General features: G+C 62.1%; 15 protein-coding genes. 4 read left to right on the forward strand and 11 right to left on the reverse strand.

The window, feature by feature from the left end:
* Window positions 1–94 precede the first annotated feature (94 nt).
* Both K7431_RS27965 and K7431_RS27970 read left to right on the forward strand, forming a co-directional pair.
* On the forward strand, window positions 95–1117 hold the full coding sequence (locus K7431_RS27965; RefSeq protein ID WP_012723438.1) for an alcohol dehydrogenase catalytic domain-containing protein: 1023 nt from the start codon (window positions 95–97) through the stop codon (window positions 1115–1117).
* Window positions 1118–1119: 2 nt separating this feature from the next.
* The gene (locus K7431_RS27970) at window positions 1120–2598 is read left to right on the forward strand and encodes a class I adenylate-forming enzyme family protein (RefSeq protein ID WP_043205146.1); all 1479 of its coding nucleotides are present in this window, start codon (window positions 1120–1122) and stop codon (window positions 2596–2598) included.
* Here the strand turns inward: K7431_RS27970 and K7431_RS27975 are convergent.
* From K7431_RS27975 to K7431_RS27985, 3 genes are all read right to left on the reverse strand, one after another.
* On the reverse strand, window positions 2595–3377 hold the full coding sequence (locus K7431_RS27975) for an IclR family transcriptional regulator (protein ID WP_012723440.1): 783 nt from the start codon (window positions 3375–3377) through the stop codon (window positions 2595–2597). The two genes, K7431_RS27970 and K7431_RS27975, sit on opposite strands and share 4 nt — an antisense overlap.
* A gap of 102 nt (window positions 3378–3479) precedes the next feature.
* The gene (locus tag K7431_RS27980) at window positions 3480–4313 is read right to left on the reverse strand and encodes a CmcJ/NvfI family oxidoreductase (protein ID WP_043205147.1); all 834 of its coding nucleotides are present in this window, start codon (window positions 4311–4313) and stop codon (window positions 3480–3482) included.
* A gap of 15 nt (window positions 4314–4328) precedes the next feature.
* Entirely contained in the window at window positions 4329–5066 is a 738-nt protein-coding gene (locus K7431_RS27985; RefSeq protein WP_012723442.1) for an SDR family NAD(P)-dependent oxidoreductase, read from the reverse strand.
* Window positions 5067–5361: 295 nt separating this feature from the next.
* On the opposite strand from K7431_RS27985, the gene K7431_RS27990 reads away from it, so the two are divergent.
* A complete protein-coding gene (locus K7431_RS27990) occupies window positions 5362–6441 on the forward strand; it encodes a sigma-54 interaction domain-containing protein (protein ID WP_043205148.1) in 1080 nt (359 codons plus the stop codon).
* Window positions 6442–6448: 7 nt separating this feature from the next.
* On the opposite strand, the gene K7431_RS27995 is transcribed toward K7431_RS27990, so the two are convergent.
* From K7431_RS27995 to K7431_RS28025, 7 genes are read right to left on the reverse strand one after another with little or no spacing between them, the layout of a single operon-like run.
* Entirely contained in the window at window positions 6449–7585 is a 1137-nt protein-coding gene (locus K7431_RS27995; protein WP_012723444.1) for an LLM class flavin-dependent oxidoreductase, read from the reverse strand.
* Complete coding sequence (locus K7431_RS28000) at window positions 7578–8555, reverse strand: LLM class flavin-dependent oxidoreductase (protein WP_012723445.1); 978 nt, start codon at window positions 8553–8555, stop codon at window positions 7578–7580. The genes K7431_RS27995 and K7431_RS28000 overlap by 8 nt, the downstream gene beginning before the upstream one ends.
* The gene (locus K7431_RS28005) at window positions 8531–9550 is read right to left on the reverse strand and encodes an LLM class flavin-dependent oxidoreductase (RefSeq protein ID WP_012723446.1); all 1020 of its coding nucleotides are present in this window, start codon (window positions 9548–9550) and stop codon (window positions 8531–8533) included. Before K7431_RS28005 ends, K7431_RS28000 begins: the two co-directional genes overlap by 25 nt.
* On the reverse strand, window positions 9547–10527 hold the full coding sequence (locus K7431_RS28010; RefSeq protein ID WP_012723447.1) for an LLM class flavin-dependent oxidoreductase: 981 nt from the start codon (window positions 10525–10527) through the stop codon (window positions 9547–9549). Before K7431_RS28010 ends, K7431_RS28005 begins: the two co-directional genes overlap by 4 nt.
* Window positions 10524–11438, reverse strand: coding sequence for a 5'/3'-nucleotidase SurE (locus K7431_RS28015; RefSeq protein ID WP_012723448.1), 915 nt, complete (start codon window positions 11436–11438; stop codon window positions 10524–10526). Before K7431_RS28015 ends, K7431_RS28010 begins: the two co-directional genes overlap by 4 nt.
* Window positions 11435–12769, reverse strand: coding sequence for an LLM class flavin-dependent oxidoreductase (locus tag K7431_RS28020; RefSeq protein WP_043205149.1), 1335 nt, complete (start codon window positions 12767–12769; stop codon window positions 11435–11437). Before K7431_RS28020 ends, K7431_RS28015 begins: the two co-directional genes overlap by 4 nt.
* 57 nt (window positions 12770–12826) lie before the next feature.
* Window positions 12827–15262, reverse strand: coding sequence for a TonB-dependent receptor plug domain-containing protein (locus tag K7431_RS28025; protein WP_012723450.1), 2436 nt, complete (start codon window positions 15260–15262; stop codon window positions 12827–12829).
* A gap of 310 nt (window positions 15263–15572) precedes the next feature.
* Between K7431_RS28025 and K7431_RS28030 the strand changes: the two genes are divergently transcribed.
* Window positions 15573–16565, forward strand: a complete 993-nt coding sequence (locus tag K7431_RS28030; RefSeq protein WP_012723451.1) for a P1 family peptidase — start codon at window positions 15573–15575, stop codon at window positions 16563–16565.
* Window positions 16566–16668: 103 nt separating this feature from the next.
* On the opposite strand, the gene K7431_RS28035 is transcribed toward K7431_RS28030, so the two are convergent.
* The gene (locus tag K7431_RS28035) at window positions 16669–18009 is read right to left on the reverse strand and encodes a tetratricopeptide repeat protein (RefSeq protein WP_012723452.1); all 1341 of its coding nucleotides are present in this window, start codon (window positions 18007–18009) and stop codon (window positions 16669–16671) included.
* Window positions 18010–18278: the final 269 nt, after the last annotated feature.

An 18278-nucleotide genomic window follows, 5' to 3' on the forward strand; every position in this document is an offset into this window, starting at 1 on the left:
GCCAAAGTGAGGAAAACTTAATTGATGTGCACAATGCAAACAAGATGTTTGTTATATGAACATATTCTTATCGGGTCAAAAACGGTTATAAAAAATGAAAGCCATAGTTCTAAAAGCCTTCGGCGGGCCGGAGCAATTGCAGGTCGAGGAGGTGCCGACCCCGCAGGTTGGCGCGGGTGAAGTGCTGGTCCAGGTCGCGGCAGCCGGGGTTTGCCATCATGACCTTTTGCATCGTGCCGGGCGGTTACCGGGAGCCCATACCGGCGTGGTACTGGGCCATGAAGTGGCGGGTGAAGTGGTTGAGGTGGGCGCGGGTGTGCACCATTTGACGGTCGGCGCCCGGGTGGTGGTTTACCAGCGACGCTTTTGCGGTCAGTGTCGTGACTGCCTGCGCGGTCGCCAGGATCTGTGCCGGGCCCTGGGCCTGCCATCGGTGGACACGGAAGGCGCCTATGCCGAATACCTGCGAGTACCCGCGATCTCCGCCATCGAACTGCCCGACGGTCTGGACTACATCCCGGCCGCCTTGGCGTCCTGCCCGATCGGCACCAGCGTGCGCGCGTTGCACGGCGAGGCCGCGCTCAAACCCGGCGAAAGCGTGTTGATCAATGGCGCCAGCGGTGGCCTGGGCGCCCATCAGATCCAATTGGCCAAGGCGGTAGGCGCGCGGGTCATCGCCGTCACAGGCAGTGCGGACAAGCGTGATTTTCTCCACAGCCTGGGCGCCGATGACGTGATTGTGAGCAGCGGCAGCTACAGTGCCGAGGTCTGGAAACTAACCGGCAAACGCGGCGTGGACGTGGCCATGGAAAACCTCGGCAGCACCCTTGAAGACACTCTGCGCAGCATGGCCCTCGGAGGGCGCGTGGTGGTATTGGGCAATGTGACGCCCGTCAGTGTGCCGATCAACCCAGGGCTGTTGATCGGCCGACGCCTGCGGGTACAAGGCTCCGGCAGCGCCACCCTCGAAGAAGTGCGCCTGGCGCTGGCATTGATCAAGGGCGGGCAGGTCAAGCCGTTGATTGACCGTGTGCTGCCGTTTCACCAAGTGGCCGAGGCCCACGCGCTGCTGGAATCGCGTCAGGTCAATGGGCGCATTGTGTTGAGCGGGTGGTAAGCATGGACATCAGTACGCTGCTCAGCCAGGCGGCCTTTAAATGGCCCGACCACATCGCACTGCACGAACCGGCCAGTGCTCGCACCCTCACGTTTGACGAATTGGACCGCGCCCTCAGTGGCGTCGGACAAGCGTTGGATCGGTTGCAAATCCCGGTGGGTGCGCGGGTGGCCTTACTGGCCGACGCCAGCCTCGACTACCTGCTGGCCGACTATGGCTGCATGGCCAGCGGCCGTGTGCGCGTGCCGCTGGATCCGGCCCTGGCGCTTGATGAATTGCTTGCTCAGCTACAGGACGCGGGCGCTGCCTTGCTGCTGTTTTCCGAGCAGTACGCCGGTGTGGCGCAAGGCTTGGGCATCCGTTGCCTGCCGCTGCAAGCCGTGACCGACTCCAACCCCGTCGACATCCTTCCACGCCCGGCGCAATCACCCCAGGCGCTGGCCTCGCTCAACTACACCGGCGGCACCACCGGCACGCCCAAGGCGGTGATGCATCGGCATGCCAGCTTGTGCGCGGTGTTGCAGAACATCGTCATGGGCCGCGGCGCCGTGGTCGGCGATGTACTGCTCAACGTCCGCCCGCTATGGCCGATTGCAGCGGTGGCGGTGCTGGCCCATTTGCTCAGCGGCGGCCGAGTGGTGTTGGGTGGTCGCTTCGACGGCAAGGCATTCATCGCTCAGCTTACTGAGTACCATGTGGCGTTCAGCTCTCTTGTGCCTACGCAATTACTGCGTCTGTTGCGCGAAACTGGCCCTGCAGCGGCCGATCTTCCGGTATTCAAGAGCCTCGATATCGGCGCTGCCGCGTTGACCGGCGACGTGCTGGAAGGCTCATGCAGTTTGTTCAGTGAACGCATCGGCGTGCTCTACGGCATGACCGAAGCGCCCTGGAGTTGCTACCTCTCGCCCGCGCAAATGTCGGCGGTGCGCGCGGCCGGCGACAGTGGCGAAGGTGTGGTGGGCCGACCGTTGTTCAGCGCCGCGATCCGTATCGATCAACCGGACGCAAACGGTGTGGGCGAGATTCTGCTCGGCGGCCCGCAATTGATGAGTGGCTACTGGCAACTTGAAGCGCTCAGTGCTAAGACCCTGGACAACGGCTGGCTGCGCAGCGGTGACCTAGGGCGCATTGGCGCCGATGGGCTGCTGCGAGTGCTGGGGCGTTGCAAGGACATCATCCGCAGCGGCGGCAAATCCGTGCAGCCCGGTGAAGTCGAACAGAACCTGCTGAGCCATCCCGGCGTGCAGGACGCCCACGTGTTTGGCCTGGAGGACCTGGAGTGGGGCGAGCAAGTATGCGCAGCCGTGGTATTGGAGGGTTCGCGAGAGCTATCGGCACAGCAGTTGATGGACCACTGCCGCGCCGGTTTGTCGCGCTACAAGGTGCCGCGCCGCATTTACTTCATCGACGAACTACCGCGCTCCCACTACGGCAAGGTGCAGAAAAACCGCCTGCTCGCCGCACTGGGCCTCAAGCCCTAAAGGTTGCCCAACTGCGCCGCGATACCTTCACAGGCGCGGCGCACGTGGCTGGCCAGGGAAGAGCCGGGGTGGGTTTCGTCTTCCATCTCAAGCCCGGCAACGACGACCGCGCCAATGGCTTGCCCGGCTTCCACGCGAATCGGAAACGCCACCGAAGACAGGCCCGGCTTGAACTCGCCGTGGCCGAAGGCGAAGTCCTGCTGGCTGCGAATTTGCTCCAGTGCCGGCAGGGCTTTGGCGTAACGCGCTTCGCCGAGGATTGCCTGTGCGGCCGTCTCGCTGTAGGTGGCGAGTACCGCACGCCCGCTGGGGCTGCCGTCGATGGGGAATTGGTCGGCCAGGTCGACAATCACGTTGAGCGGCGTGGTCGGTGTCCACATCCGCTCGATCAACACCACTTGGTCACCCACCGGCACCGACAACGACACAATCGCCTGGCGCTCGCCGATCACCCGTTGCAACTCGATGGCGTAGGGCAGGGCGATCTTGCGCAGGTTCAGGCGGTTCAGGTACGCCGCCGAGTAGATCAGGCATTCCGGGCCGATGCGATAGGTGCCGCCCTGGGATTCGATCAGGCTCCAGTGGGTCAGGGTCTTGAGCAGGCGATGAATGGTGGTGCGGTCTATACCGGTCAGTCGCGCCAGGTCCAGCGCGCTGGCGCCATGCTTGAGGCCCGACAGGGTGCGCAACAGTACGATCGAACGGTCGATAACCTGAACGCGCCCACCGGCGTTTTCCTTACTGCTGGTGGGCGGGGGAGGAGCTGAAGAAATATCCATGGTGGCAGCGGCTTCCGAAATCATTTTGTTCGGCAAGCGCGGATCGCAGGCTTGGCCGGTGACCAAGGTTAGCCGCGATCCGTTGCTGGGTGAAGCCTTGATTTACGTGTCGAAGAACACCAGTGCGCGCAATTCGATGCTGCGCCGTGGCGGCGCGTCCTTTGGCGTGGTGGGGTCATCAAATGCGGTGTGTGCACTCAGCCTGGCTACATCCCGCCGCGAATCGTGGATCTTCAACAGCAAGGCCTCGTCTGGTCGCAACTGCGGATAGTAAAACCAGCGGTGAGCCGGGTTAGCCTTGACCGAAAACGTTTCGCCGACCTTGTCGCGATACACCAGGTCGCTGGGCAACAAATCGCTATCGACCATGCTACGCGCATCGCACAAGGCAAGGGGCGTGCTCAGCACTGTCGCGCCGATGGGCCGCCACACATTGATGATCGCAAAGCGTTTGAGCAGGCGCTGTTCGGCTTCGTCTGGGTCGAGGTGGTCGCGCACACGGCGAATCGCCGAGCGTTCGGTCTGGTCGTTGTGCACGTAGCGCACCGGCTCGCGCAGGCCACGCGCCTCACGGCCAGGGTCATCGACGCGAATCGTATGGTCGAAAATCACCACCTTTATCGCACCAGTCTGCTGTTTGAGCAGGGCTTCGGTTTCCGGGTAGTAATGCAGGCGCACCTGTTCGTCATCCTCCAGGTTGACCACTGCGCTGGCGTGCTCGACCTTCTCGAAGCCCTCACGCTGCAGGCTCGCAGATGTATCCAGCAACCGCGCGTTATGGATGGTCACCTGGGTAGGGTCAAGTACGCCGCTGCGCTGGGCCGCGCCATCGGGTGGCGGGTAGGTGTAGTTCACCGGGCGCTCGCCGGTGTCTTTCAGGTAATTGAGCACGCCGAGCACGGAGGCGGGCGCGAGTTGTGTCTGATGGGTTCCCATAACCATCTCCCGGTGTCAGAACGGTTCCTTGAATGGCCGCAAGTCCAGCTCCTGGGTCCAGGCGCTGCGCGGTTGGGTGTGCAGATACCAATAGGCGTCGGCGATGTCTTCGAGCCGCAATGCGCCGTCCTCGCCCAGCTTGGTCAGGTAGTCGGGCGCACGGCTTTTCACGCGCTCGCCATCGATGGAACCGTCGATGACCACATGGGCGACATGCACATTCTGTGGGCCGAATTCCCGCGCAAACGACTGGCTTACCGAGCGCAGCCCGGCCTTGCCTGCCGCAAACGCGGTGTACGGCGGCTTGCCGCGCAGTGAGGCGGTGGCGCCGGTAAATAACAGGCTGCCGCCACCATTGGCGAGCAAGGTGCGGGTGGCTTCGCGGGCGAATAAAAAGCCCCCCAATGTCGAGGCGCGCCAGGTTTGCTCGAACAACTCGGCGCTCAACTCGAGCGCCGGCTTGGACACCGAATTGCCCACGTTGAAGATCGCCGCCCTGAGTGTGCCGAGCTCATTGACCTGGGCGATGGCGGCGAGCACGTCGGCTTCGATACCCAAGTCGACCACGATTGCATTGGCTTTGCCGCCGTTCGCTTCTATATCAGCCACCACCGTCTGCAACTTGTCCTGGCTCCTGCCGCTGACCGCTACGCGGTAGTCCTCGCGGGCAAAACGCCGTGCTAAGGCTGCACCCAGCCCGGCAACCGCGCCGACCCCGGCAATCCACACCACTGATTCAGCGATGCGCCACATCCTCCAATGGGGTAAGTGGCTACCAATCTACCCATGGCCGGGCGGGAGGAATAAGAATATCGACAGCTAAGGTTATGCTCGTCTTTTCACGCGTAGGGGATCAGAAGGCCCGGCCTGCAATTAAGCCCCCTGGATCCTTTCTTATCATTCGCCCATGTAAGCGATTGGCGTATGGCAGGTCGAATAGTGTTCTGGTTGCAAGGTTATATCCTCATGTTTTTTTAATATTTCTTGTTATATGGCGCGAGCAGTAAAGTACTGTTAATTCCTTCATGGCCGCCATTGGAAATTGTCTATGAACATCCCGCGCGGACACCCCAGCCCGATTTTGACATTGCCTCAGGGCGATAAAGATCCTCTTTCAATCCGAGCGAAAGCGCTGGTATTTGCCGACCCCCGGTCTCGGCAGTTGCTGGAGTATCTGCAGCGGGTGGCGCCCAGTGACGCGCCAGTGTTGATCAATGGAGAGACGGGCACCGGTAAGGAGTTGGTGGCGCGCTACATCCATTCGAGCAGTGGCCGCACTGGCGCTTTTATTGCGGTCAATTGCGGTGCGATCAGTGAGACCCTGGCTGAAAGCGAGTTTTTTGGCCATGAGGCCGGTTCGTTTTCCGGAGCTGTCGGTCGGCGAGCCGGCTGGTTCGAGGAGGCAGATGGAGGGACACTGTTTCTCGATGAGATTGGTGATCTGCCGCTGCCTTTGCAAGTTAAATTGCTGCGTGTCCTACAGGAACAGGAAGTGGTTCGGGTCGGCTCGCGCAAACCGATCAAGATCAACATCCGATTGGTGACGGCTACCAACGTCAATTTGGAACAGGCCATTGAAGCTGGCAATTTTCGGCTCGATCTGTTCTATCGAATAAACGTCGCCCAAGTGGAAGTTCTGCCGTTAAGGGCACGTCCCTTGGACATTCTGCCGTTGGTGGAACACTTCAGGAAACTCTACAGCGCCCGCCTTAAAATCAATGAGCCTATGCTTTCGGAGTCGGCTACTCAGGCGCTGCTCGATTATCCCTGGCCGGGGAATATCCGAGAGCTCGAGAACGTTGTTCACTTGGCTTTACTGGTGGCCGGCGACAGACCGGTCCGCCCCGAGCACTTGAAGTTCTCGGCAGGCCTTAGTGCATTGCAAGACGCAAGTTCCAACGGGGTGCAAAAACTTCCTCAGGAAGTGCTTCGCGAACAGTTTTTGCGATTGTTCGACGTTCCAGGTGATTCGCTCTTGCACGATATTGAGGAGCTGATGGTTCGCGAGGCTTTTGCCTACTGCGATTTCAACCAGTTACGCACCGCGCAACTGCTGGGTATTACCCGCAACGCCATGCGCACCTTACTGGTCAATCACGGCATGCTCAAAGGTCGAGCAAAACCCTGATCTGCGTTCAATCTTGTTTGACCTGGCTGGGTGGGTTACCTATACGGCGTAGCTGAGGCAGCAACTGCGCGCCCAGGTGAATCGCTTCCTCCAAATGGGGAAAACCCGACAGAATAAAACTGTCCACCCCCAACTGGTGGTACTCCTCGATTCGCTCTGCCACCTGCGCATAACTGCCGACCAACGCTGTTCCTGCGCCGCCGCGTACCAAGCCTACCCCGGCCCAAAGATTGGCTGACACCTCAAGTTCCCGAGCGCCGCGCCCACGGCCCTGCATCAACTGCGTCTGCCTGCTTTGCCCCACCGACTCATATGCCGCCATCTGCCGTTGTGCATGGTCAATGGTATCCGTTGGGATTTCTTCCAGCAGCCGTTCCACGTGGGCCCACGCCGCGTCGTCAGTGACAGCGGCGAACACGTGCAGACGTAGACCGAAGCGCAGAGTACGGCCTTGGGCGGCAGCCAGGTCACGCATGCGTTGGATGCGTTCGGCGATCATGACCGGCGGTTCGCACCACATCAGATATGTTTGCCCATGGGCCGCACCGACACGCTCGGCGGCTTCGGAGGCGCCGCCAAAGTAAATTGGCGGTACGTGTGCGCCTGGCGCAATCGGCGTTTGAATGCCACTGCGGTAGTAACGTCCCTGATGCGCGGGCGGTTGGGCTGCCCACACGGACTGGAACACCTGCAGAAATTCTGCGGTGCGTGCGTAACGTTCATCGTGTTCGAGAAAATCCCCGAGGGAGCGCTGTTCAAAACGGCTGGAGCCGGTCACCACATGCAACGCCAGACGATTCTCGCTGAGCAGTTGCAACGTCGCCGCGCGGTGGGCGGTATAGGCTGGAAGCTCGGTGCCCGGTCGCAGCGTCAGGAGGAATTTCAGGCGGCGCACTTCCTGGGCCAGCACCGCAGTGATCAGCCATGGGTCTTCAAACCCGGCAGCGGTGGGCACCATGATGCCGTCGAAGCCGGCCTGCTCGGTGGCGCGTACGATCTGGCGCAGGTAGTTCAGCGTCGGTGCACGCTCGCCTTGCTGGAACAATCCGACCTTTGGCAAGCCGCTGCTGGTGAGGTGACGGCCATCGCCATTGGTGGGTAAAAACCAGTCCAGTTGGATCGGTGGGCGTAAATCATCAGTCATGGTGCAGGCGCTCCTTGCGCAAACCCTGTTGGAAAAGCAACGGTAAAACCTGTTCGCCAAAGCGCAGCACTTCGCTGACTGACGGCCCGCCCTCCAGGATCAGGTGATTCAAGCCAATTCCGTGCAGTTCTTGCAGGCGTGTAGCGACTTGTTGCGGGGTGCCCACCAGGATCAGCGGTTGGCCGGCTTCCCTTTGCAGCAGGTTGGGATGCACTTCCCACTGGCGCAGCGGGTGGCGTGCACGGGGCAGGGTGGCCAGGGGTTCTTCGGGCAATTGAGGAGCCGATAATAAAGCGGCGGCGGTCTCCCAGGCGAGGTCTTCGCTGTCGCCGAGGATCAACCCAAACGTGCAGGCAAAGTCGAGCGTAGGTTGGACCTGTCGCCAGTGCTGTATCTCCTGGGCCAGTCGTTGTGGATGGCCAGGCGCTAACAGGCAGGTCTGGGCATGTGCCGCCACCAGCGCATGGCTCTGGGTGTCGTCCAGTAGCAACGATGGGGCGGGTATTTCGCGGCGGGTGAAGCCGGCGTTCTCCAGTTGGAAATAACGGCCCTGATAGTCGAACCCGCCGGTGTTGGAAGCCAGCAGTCGTTGCAACAGTTCCAGATATTCGCCAATGCGTTCGCTGCGTTGGTCGCGGTTGAGCCACTCCCCAAAGGCACTGTGTTCGCTATTGGGTAAATGTAGCCGCACACGGTGGCCGCTGATCGACTGCAGGCTTTGCAGGGTAGTGGCCAGCGCGGCTGGAAGCATCACTTCCGGCGGCACACTCACCGACAACTGCACGCTGCGTGTATGCGCACACAAGGCTGCCGCCACGCCCAGGCTGTCGGCACATAACACGCCGCCGGGAATCCAAAGGCCATCGAGCCCGGCGTATTCCACAGCCTGGGCCAATTGAACCCATTGTCCCGGCCGCGCCGCCCAGTCTGGGGTACACAAGGGTATCAACCAGCTGAATTCCAGGGGCATGCATAAGCTCCATTATTCATCGTTTTTTCCAACCCAAGGCCGGGGGCGATGTCCTGGGCCAGGATTTCCAAACGTTTGAGAATTTGTGCCTGGGTCGAGCTTTCGGCCTGAACCACAGCAATCATGTAGTCAGCATAAGGCAGCAGCGACGGGTCCTGTTGCAAGCTTTCGATCACTTCATCGGGATGGCCGTAGTGCACGTTCATCAAGCGCAGGTGTTCCTGCAAATCCAAGGCTTCGTCGATCAGGCCCTCACGTTGCAGGCGCGGGATATGCCGCTCGATATCCACCGACAGTTCGGCCTGGGCGCTGGCGCGGTCGATGGCAGGGAAAATGGCACGAACCACGCCGATACGCGGTGCGCGGTCAGTGCGCGACCAGGCTTGCAGGTAGGCATCCGCCAAAGGCTTTTGCACGGTGAGCGGATCATGGGTAGCTGTGCCCAGCAGCAGTCCATTGCCTTGTCGGGCGGTATAGACCGCGCCGTCAGTGCTGCCGTGGGAATGCCAAAGGCGTTCGCCCAGACCGATTGCAGGCGGTTGCAACGTTAATTCGCCGGTCAGCGGTTTACCTTCCAGCAGGCGCTGCAAACGTTGCTGGCGCTCAGCAAAATCCGCCTGGCGCCTGCTTGGGTCGCGATCAAAAGCGCTGAAGTTATCGAGGTTGGCGCCACCACTGCCCAGGCCCAATTGCAAGCGCCCGCTGCTCAGAGCGTCCAGCACACTAGCGTCTTCGGCCAGGCGGATCGGGTCCTCGAATGGCAACACAATCACCCCGGTGCCCAGTTCGATATGCCGCGTGCGTTCGGCAACGGCCGCCAGCAGCACCAAGGGTGAAGGAAGACGACCAAAGCCATTGCTCAAGTGGTGCTGGGCAATCCAACCACCGTCGAAGCCAAGGGCTTCAGCCACTTCGAATTGTTCGATCAGGTCGCGGTAGACCTGCCGGGGGTCATCACCAAAAGCGTGGCTGAGGAAACCCAATTTGAACGTCATGAGGGGGCTCCTGTGGGCTGCCAGCCCAGTGCTGGTGCGATGTGTTGGCGGATGATCTCCAGCGCACGGATCGCCTCGCGCAACGGCGTGCTGGTGGTTTGGACTTGCAGGATCAGTTGGTCGTGGGCTGTCAATGGCGGGCCTTGCTGCAATTGCTCGATGATCTGCTCCACCGGGCCGTGCAACACACCGAGACGCTTGAGGGTGGTGTCGAAGTCAGCGTCCAGCGTGCCCTTGAGTACGCCGATGCTTTGCTGGCGTTGCACATAGGCCTGGATATCACGGCGTGTGGCGTCGTCCGGTGCGGCGAGCAACGCCTGCACCCGTGCGACGCGGGCGGGCGTGCCGTTGTCGCCGGTCCAGGCGCTGCGGTAGCGGTTCACCAGTTCAACACCGGCTTGGGCAGGCAAATGCGGATTGGGTGCCATGATCAGGCCGTGGCCACGTTCGGCGACCTGTTCTACCCGCGAAGTGGCTTCCCACAGGCGATGTCTCAAGCCGTTGGCGCGTGGCAACAGGCGTGAGCCGCTGTCGGTCAGCGGCATATTGCCCAGGGCGTTGCGCAGTTGTTGCAGGTGCTGTTCGTAGTCACGATGGCGCGCCTCATGTTCGCGGCCAAACGCCAGGAATGTCTCGGGATCGAAACCCGCGCCAAGGCCCAGTTCCAGCCGGCCATTGCTCAACACATCCAGCACGGCCGCATCTTCGGCCAGGCGCAGCGGCACTTCCTGGGGCAGTACGACAATCCCGGTGCCCAGGCTGATATGTCGCGTGCGCTGGGCAATGGCGGCCAATAACACCAGCGGCGCGGGCAGGCGCCCGTGTTCACTGGCGAAGTGGTGCTGCGCCACCCAGCCGCTGTCGAAACCCAGTTCTTCAGCGACTCTGAACAGTTCCAGGGTGTCGCGATATACCCTCGGATCAAATTGCGGGCTGTAGACCCGGCTCAAAAAGCCCAGGGAAAAACCGCCACTCATGGCTTCACCTCACGGGCCAATTGCTTTTGCAACGCGGGTCCGGCGTTGATGGATTCCGGCAGGCCACTGAACGGGCTGATGGTCAGGTAGCCCTTGTTCAGCCACACCGCCTCATCGTTTTGCTGCGCGGCAGTCGCGGCGGGGCTGTATTGGAAGCCGATGCCCGGTTTGCCCGGCAGGTTGAATTGCTTGAGGTCATCGCTGTAGCGCGCTTCGAAGCCCACGTAACTGCCCACACGGGTGAGTTTCACGCCCTTGATCTGCGTGCCCTTGGGCAGGTTCATATTCAAGCCCAGTCCCGGCGGTAGCAGGGCTCCGTCGGGTTGGCGATGCCGGTCGAGGGTGTCGACCAGTTTTGCCACCAATTGGGCGGCGCGCTGTGGGTCTTGCTCCTTCAGGTCGGTGCTCACCGCCAATGCCGGAATACCCGATTGCAACGCCACGCTGGCCGCATTGAAGGTGCCGGAAGCCATATTGATCGCCCCAAGATTATTGCCGGGGTTGGGGCCGACGATCACCAGGTCGGGGTGGGGCAGCACCTTGTCCAGGCCCATCAGCAGGGCCATCACCGGCGTGCCGCTGATTTCGATCTGGACCTCTTTGCCGGCGCATTCGGGACTCTGGCACACGCCTTTATCGGAGGTGCTGATGTAGTAGCTGTCGGGGTAGGCTGGGTCGGTGTCGTGGCCGACCGTGACTTCGCGTCCGAAAAAGAACGCGCCGCCGCGTGCACTCTGGTCACTTTGCGGCGCGGCAATCTTCACGGTGTGCCCCTGGGCTTTCAGCTGGGTGTAGAGTGCGCGAATGTTCGGATGCTGATAGCCGTCGTCATTGCTCAGCAAGATGTTCAAGGCGAAGGCTTTGGGGGCGATCAAGCAGGCGAAGGCGAGCATCCAGGTGCTGCGTTTCATGCCCTCTCTCCCGTAAAGCGGTTGTCCGGGCGCGGCAGGCCGAGGTTTTCGCGCAGGGTGGTGCCCTCGTATTCCTGGCGAAACAGCCCACGCGCCTGCAGCAACGGAATCACCTGATCGACGAACACGTCGATGGCGCCAGGGAAGTAGGGGAAGAACACATTGAAGCCATCGCAGGCGCGTGCCTGGAACCATGTCTCGAAGTGATCGGCCACGTCCTCGGCGGTGCCTATCACCGGGTTGCCGCCCGCCAGGCGCAGGTACAGTTGGCGGATGCTGAGGTTTTCCGTGCGCGCCAGTTCCAGCACCTTGTCGCGACGGCTGCCACGTTGGCCCACCGGTGTATCCGGCAACGGGCCGTCAAGGTCATGGCCGGACAGGTCGATGTCATCGCCGAGGGTATCGGCTAGCAGGCGCAGGCCCAGCACTGGGTCGATCAGGGCCTGGAATTCCTTGAACAACGCCTGGGCCTGTTCGCGGGTGTCGGCGATAAATGGCGTGACGCCGGGCAGGATCTTGACGTGGTCCGGGTTACGACCCAGGGCGGCGGCACGGGCCTTGATGTCCTGGTAGAACACCTGGGCGTCTTGCTGATGATGGGCGTGGGCAAAAATCAGCTCGGCCACACGGGCGGCGAGCTGTTTGCCCGGCTCCGATGCACCGGCCTGCACCAGCACCGGGTGGCCCTGGGGCGGGCGCGCCACATTCAGTGGGCCGCGCACGGAGAAATGCTCGCCGCGGTGGTTGAGGGTGTGCAGTTTGGTCGGGTCGAAATACTCGCCGCTGGCCTTGTCGCGGGTGAAGGCGTCGTCGTCCCAGCTGTCCCACAGGCCCTTGACCACGTCGTGGAACTCTTCGGCGCGCTGGTAGCGGTCGCCGTGGTCCACATGGTGTTCGCGGCCGAAATTCCAGGCTTCATCGGAGACGACCGAGGTCACCAGGTTCCAGGCGGCGCGGCCTTTGGACAGGTGGTCCAGGGAGGCGAACTTGCGCGCGATATGGTACGGCTCGTTGTAGGTGGTGGTCGCGGTGGCGATCAGGCCGATCTTGTGTGTGACGGCCGCCAAGGCCGACATCAAGGTCAGCGGTTCGAAGTGCTCGGCACGGGCGGTACGGCTGAGCGCGTCGTGATGATGCCCCCACAGCGCAACCACGTCGGCGATGAACAGGGCGTCGAACTTGCCGCGTTCGGCGGTTTGGGCGATGTGCTTGAAGTGCTCGAAATCCAGGCTCGCATCGGCCTGGGCCAGTGGGTGGCGCCAGGCGGCGACGTGATGGCCGCTGTTGGCGAGGAAGGCCCCCAGTTTGAGTTGATCGGTACGGCGGGTCATGGACAGGCTCCCATTTGAGTCAGGCAAGGGGCCGGCGAACCGGCCCGTGGAGCGGGATCAGAAGTTGTAGGTCACGCCGGTGTACCAATAGCCGCCGGTGGTGCCGTACGGCGAGAAGTTGCCGTAGGGGAACGCGCCGGAGCTGCTGGCCAGCTTTGTGCGCTCCGGGTACTGGTTGAACAGGTTGTTGGCACCGGCATTCAGGGTGATTGCCGGGGTCAGGTGGTAGTCGATGTTCAGGTCAGTGATCCACGCCGGCGAGAAGGTGCGGTCGAAGGCTTCGGCGGTGCCGTACTGGGTGTATTCGCCGTAGCGGGTCAGGTTCAGGCCCAGTTCGAGTTTTTCGTAGGTCCAGGTGGTGCCCAGCAGCAATTTGGATTGCGGCAGGCCGTACTTGAGGTTGCCCTGGCGCTGGCGGTCATAACCACCGGTTGGGCCGAGGGCTTGCTGGGCCACGCTGGAGGCGTGGATGTCGTCGATCTGCGTGGTGTTCCAGTTGAAGCCCAGGGTATAGCGCAGGTTGCCGTAAGCACCGATGCTCTGGCGGTAGTCGCCCACCAGGTCGACGCCGCGGGTGGTGGTGTCGAGGGCGTTGGTGAAGTAGGTGACGGCCTGGTTCGGGTTGAGGCCGGCGGCGGCGAGGATCGCGCTAATCTGAGGCGTGCCGCCCAGGTAGCCGGTTTGCGCGATACGGTCCTTGATTTTGATCTGGTAGGCATCAAGGGTGATGCTGGTGGCATCCGTCGGTTGCAGAGTCAGGCCCAGGCTGAAGTTGGTGGACTTCTCAGGTTTGAGAGTCTCGGCACCGAGCGCCTTGGCCACGTCGGAGTTGACTGCAACGTTACGGTAGTCGAACAGCTGGCCGTTGACGCTGGTTTGCGAGGTGGAGCTGTAAATCTGCTGGGCCAGTGAAGGCGCACGGAAACCGGTGCTGAAGGTGCCGCGTACTGCCAGGATCGGTGTGAGTTGGTAGCGGGTGGAGAACTTGCCGTTAGTCGTGGTGCCCGAGCCATCGTTGTAGTGCTCGTAGCGACCGGCCAGGTCGACGTGCCATTTATCGGTGAAGTCCTGGCCGATCTCGCCATACCCGGCGAGGCTGGTCCGGCCTTTTTGCGCAGCATCCTGCGGGGTGGTACCGGCACCGGAGATGGTGCCCGGTGCGATCAGGCCACCGCTGGCTCCGGTGGTGAAAGGGCCGCTGGCGTAGGAGGCGAGGTCACCCTTGCCGATCTTGTAGTTCTCGTAGCGTTGCTCCAGGCCCCAGGAAATCTGCGTGGGTTTGTGCAGGCCGAGTTCAAATGCGCGGGTCAGATCGAGGTTGTTGGTCCATTGGCTGAAGGTCTTGACGCCGGTGTCCACCGAGGTCGGCGAGTCCGGGCCGTAGCTCAGGTTGTAGGTGTGACGCAGGGTCGCTTCGGCGTGGTCCTGGCCATAGGTGCTGGACAGGTCATAGTCCCAGCCGGCGAGTTCGCCCTTGCCGCCAAACGCTACCTGGAAGTCATTTTCGATAAAACGCAGGGTGTCTTCGATGCCTTCGGGGAAGGGGGTGCGGATGCCATCGAAACTGGCGGGCTGGTGGAAAGCCAGCGGTTTTTCCGAGTTGCGGCGGGTGTAGGTGGAGAATGAGTAGAGCGTGAGGGCATCGTCCACCGGCAGCTCGGCGTTGTAGCCGAAACTGAAGTTGCGCGCTTCGGGCAGGCCGGTGCCGTAGTAGGTGTGCTGCAGGCTGGTGTTGCCGGCGGAGTCGGTGTACGGCGCGTTGTCGGAGCGGTCGGAGATCTTCTGTTTCTTCACGTCCAGGGCGAGGTTGAGGAAGCCGTCATTGGGCAACGCCAGGCCGATATTGCCGGTTTGCCGCGCGGTTTCGCCGTCGCCGTTCTCATAGTTCTGGCCGTAGCTGGTGGATAGGCTGCCGCCGTGGTCGGTCTGCTTGAGCACGATGTTCACCACTCCACCGATCGCATCCGAACCGTACTGGGCCGAGGCGCCGTCGCGCAGCACTTCGACGTGATCCACCAGGGCGGTGGGGATCATGTCCAGGTCGACTGGTTGCGAGCCAGAGTTGAGGTAGGTGCCGTTGTTGAGCAGCGCGCTGTTATGGCGGCGCTTGCCGTTGACCAGTACTAGCACCTGGTCGCCATTGAGGCCACGCAGGCTGATCGGGCGCACCACCGAGGTTGAGCCGAAGCCCGACGACGCCGGCTGGTTGAGGGACGGCAGCACTCTGCTCAAGGCGCGGGTCAGGTCGCCCTGGCCGGTAGCGAGCAGTTGTTTGGACGAGATCACATCCACCGGTGCGGTGCTCTCGGCCAGGGTGCGCGCCTGGCCACGGTTGCCGATCACCACAACGGTGTCCAAGGGGTTATCGCTGGCCGGCGCGTCGGCGGCGAGAGTCAGGCTGCTGTAGCTGGCGGCTTCGTACAGGGCAATAAACAACAACGTGTGGGCGAAGGCCTTACTGGGTCGGCGACCTGTGGCGCGTGATGCATTCATGATGGGAAATACTCCAGTGGTTTAAGGTGTTGGGCCTTGATAGAGGACGGCTTGTTGAGTTCAAGCTCTGGTGGGAAGGCTGGAGAGCAAGGGCTGTGCCATCTGTTAAAAATGTTTAAAAACATAGGCTTATTGCGTAGTAAGCGGGGGTGCTGGTGTTTTTTTAACAGGCCGAAGGGCAGGGTGTTGGTTTTTGTGCAGGGGCTTTCATCGGCAACCGGGTATTGAGCCGTAAGGCTTGGGTGGTTGTGCTTGGCACACGACTTGCTCTCCCCACGCAACACCCTGAACCCAAGGAAGCTATTTCTGTATGCCTAGACCCGGCCCGCGCAATGCCCTCACCGATATCCCAGGCCTCACGGTCGGCCACGCCACGGACCTGCGCGTCGACACCGGCGTCACAGTGATTCGCCCCAATGGTTTCTGGACTGCCAGCATCGACATTCGCGGCGGTGGCCCTGGCGGGCGTGAAACCGCCGCCTTGGAGCCGGAAAACATGGTCGGCCAACTCCACGCTCTGGTTTTCGCCGGCGGCTCGGTGTTCGGCCTGGGCGCGGCGGATGCCGTGGCGGCAAAACTGTCTCAGGACGAGGTGGGCCTGCACTTGAAACCCGGCGCCCCGGCAATCCCCATAGTGCCCGCCGCCGTGTTGCACGACCTGGCCAACGGCGGCGACAAGGACTGGGGCCTGGACCCGCCTTACCGACGCCTGGGCTTTGAAGCGCTGGCCAATGCTGGAGAAGATTTCGAGTTGGGCTCGGTGGGCGCCGGCCGTGGCGCCATGGCCGGTGTATTGAAAGGCGGGCTGGGTACCGCCTCGCTGGACCTGGGTGACGGATTGATCGTCGCCGCACTGGTCGTCGCCAACCCCATTGGCTCGGTGTACATGCCCGACGGTAAAACGTTCTGGGCATGGCCCTGGGAAGTCGCGGGGGAATTCGGTGGCCGGCGGCCTGAAGCCGAGATGGACTGCAGCGACCCGATGCCGGAGTTGTCACGCCTGGGTTCGATGGGCCGCCTGCAAGCCGGGGCCAACACGACGCTGGTGGTGGTCGCCAGTACCGCTCGGCTCACTGTGGCTGAGTGCAAGCGCGTGGCGATCATGGCTCAGGACGGAATTGCCCGTGCGGTGCGTCCGGCGCATTTGCCGTTTGATGGGGACACTGTATTTGCCTTGGCGTCGGCGGCGGTTGAGTTGACCGATGGCCCACGGCGGCAGGTGGAGATTGGTTGTATTGGCTCGGCGGCTGCGGATTGCGTGGCGCGGGCGATCGCCAGAGGGGTGTTCAGTGCCAGGGGCTAGCCACTATCCACTTTAGGAACCGGCTCGCCGGCGACGGCGGCGGTTTAGCTTGCGCCTGTGTTAACTGACAGACCGCTAACGCCGACAAGCCGGCTCCTGCTGCTCAGGTGAAAGGTGATAGGCGCGTCTGTGCCTTTGCCGCCAGCTCCGGCAACTTCAACGCCTCATACACCCGTACCAAACTCCGATTCGTCGGCACATCCCACCCGTCATACCGGCGCCGCAATTCCAGTGTCTGCTGCGCCCCCAACCAATCCCCGGCCTTCACTCGTGCATCCAGCTCCACCAGGGCAAACAGATCGCGCTGTGCGTGGCTGCCACCAATCTCATTCAGCCGGGGAAGGGCGATCGTCAGTTGCGCCAGCGACTGTTGCCAGTCGCCACGTGCATGGGCCAATAAGCCCTTCGCCAACGGCAGGGTCACTTCGCCCCACACCGGCCGTGCGTCAAAGCTGTACTGGCGCAACGTCGCCAGCAACCTATCCGCCTCCGGCTTGCCCGCCCGGGCCAAGCCATACAGGTACTGCACGCTCAGGAACGGCTGTACCGTATCGCAGACCCGGCGTTGCAGGTACGGTGCCAGCGCCTGCCAGCGCTCGCCCACATCGATGCCGGCCAGTTCCAATCGCGCGAGCAAGGACACGGCGCCGACCTGGTCCTGGGAGTATTCCGGGAGAATGCCCCACACGTGTTGGTCGTAAATCTCCAGCACGCGCTGATCCTCGCCCCGCGCCAGGTAGAACAACGCCAGGTGCCACCAGTTGTGGGTGTACATGAACGAGTTCAAACCGTCCCAGTGATGGGTCACGCTTTCCAGGAATACCGTGCCTTCCTCGATACGTCCCTGGGTCAGCATCACATGGGCCAGGGCGTGCTGGGCCCAAGGCTCCGAGGGTTGCAGGCGCAAGGCTTGCAGCGCGCTGGCTTCGGCGTCTTCAAGCAGGTGGCATTGCTCGTAGGCGAAGGCCAGCAGACCGTGGCTGTGGGCAATATCGGGTGCGCCAGCGGTGGCCTTTAGGCCGATGCGCAACAGGGCGGGCCAGTTGCCGCGGTTGAATTCCAGGTACTGGTTGAGCTTGGCGGCGAATAGGTCGCGGGGGTAGCGGTCGAGCAGGTTTTCGCTCAAATGCAGGACCTGATCGAGGTCGTCCTTGATCCAGGCTTGCAGCACGCCAAGGTACAGCTGAGCGCGCGGGTGAGCGGCGTGCGCCGCACGTTGGTGGTATTTTTCCGCCAGTGCCGGGCCCTCGGGCGACTCGCTGAACATCAGCAGCAAGCCGGCAAACGCATTGGCCAGCGCGGAGCCGGGATCGGCATCGGCGGTGGCAAGGATGCGTTCGGCACGGGGCTGGTAGCCGAGGAAGCCGCCTATGAAGTCGTCCAGCCCTTGGCGGGTGGTGGGGTCGGTGGTGTCGATGGGGTTGCCCAGGTAATCCAGTGACATAGTGGCGAGGCTCGTTTATTCAGATGACGGTTACAGGGGCAAACCTTGTGCCATCGACCAGCGATGAACCTCTGTGGGAGGGGGCTTGCCCCCGATAGAGGCGTGTCAGTTGGCTCATTCATTGATGACCGACCGGTATCGGGGGCAAGCCCCCTCCCACATTTGAAATGCTTTGCTGCTGCTTTTTGCACACTCAGGCGCAGCTCTGTGGTTTTTTCATCAGCGCGATCACCACCAACCCCAGCAATACCCGCCCAACCGGCCATGGC

It is taken from the genome of Pseudomonas fluorescens group sp., from assembly GCF_020093335.1.
GTDB classification, from domain to species: Bacteria; Pseudomonadota; Gammaproteobacteria; order Pseudomonadales; family Pseudomonadaceae; genus Aquipseudomonas; species Aquipseudomonas petroselini.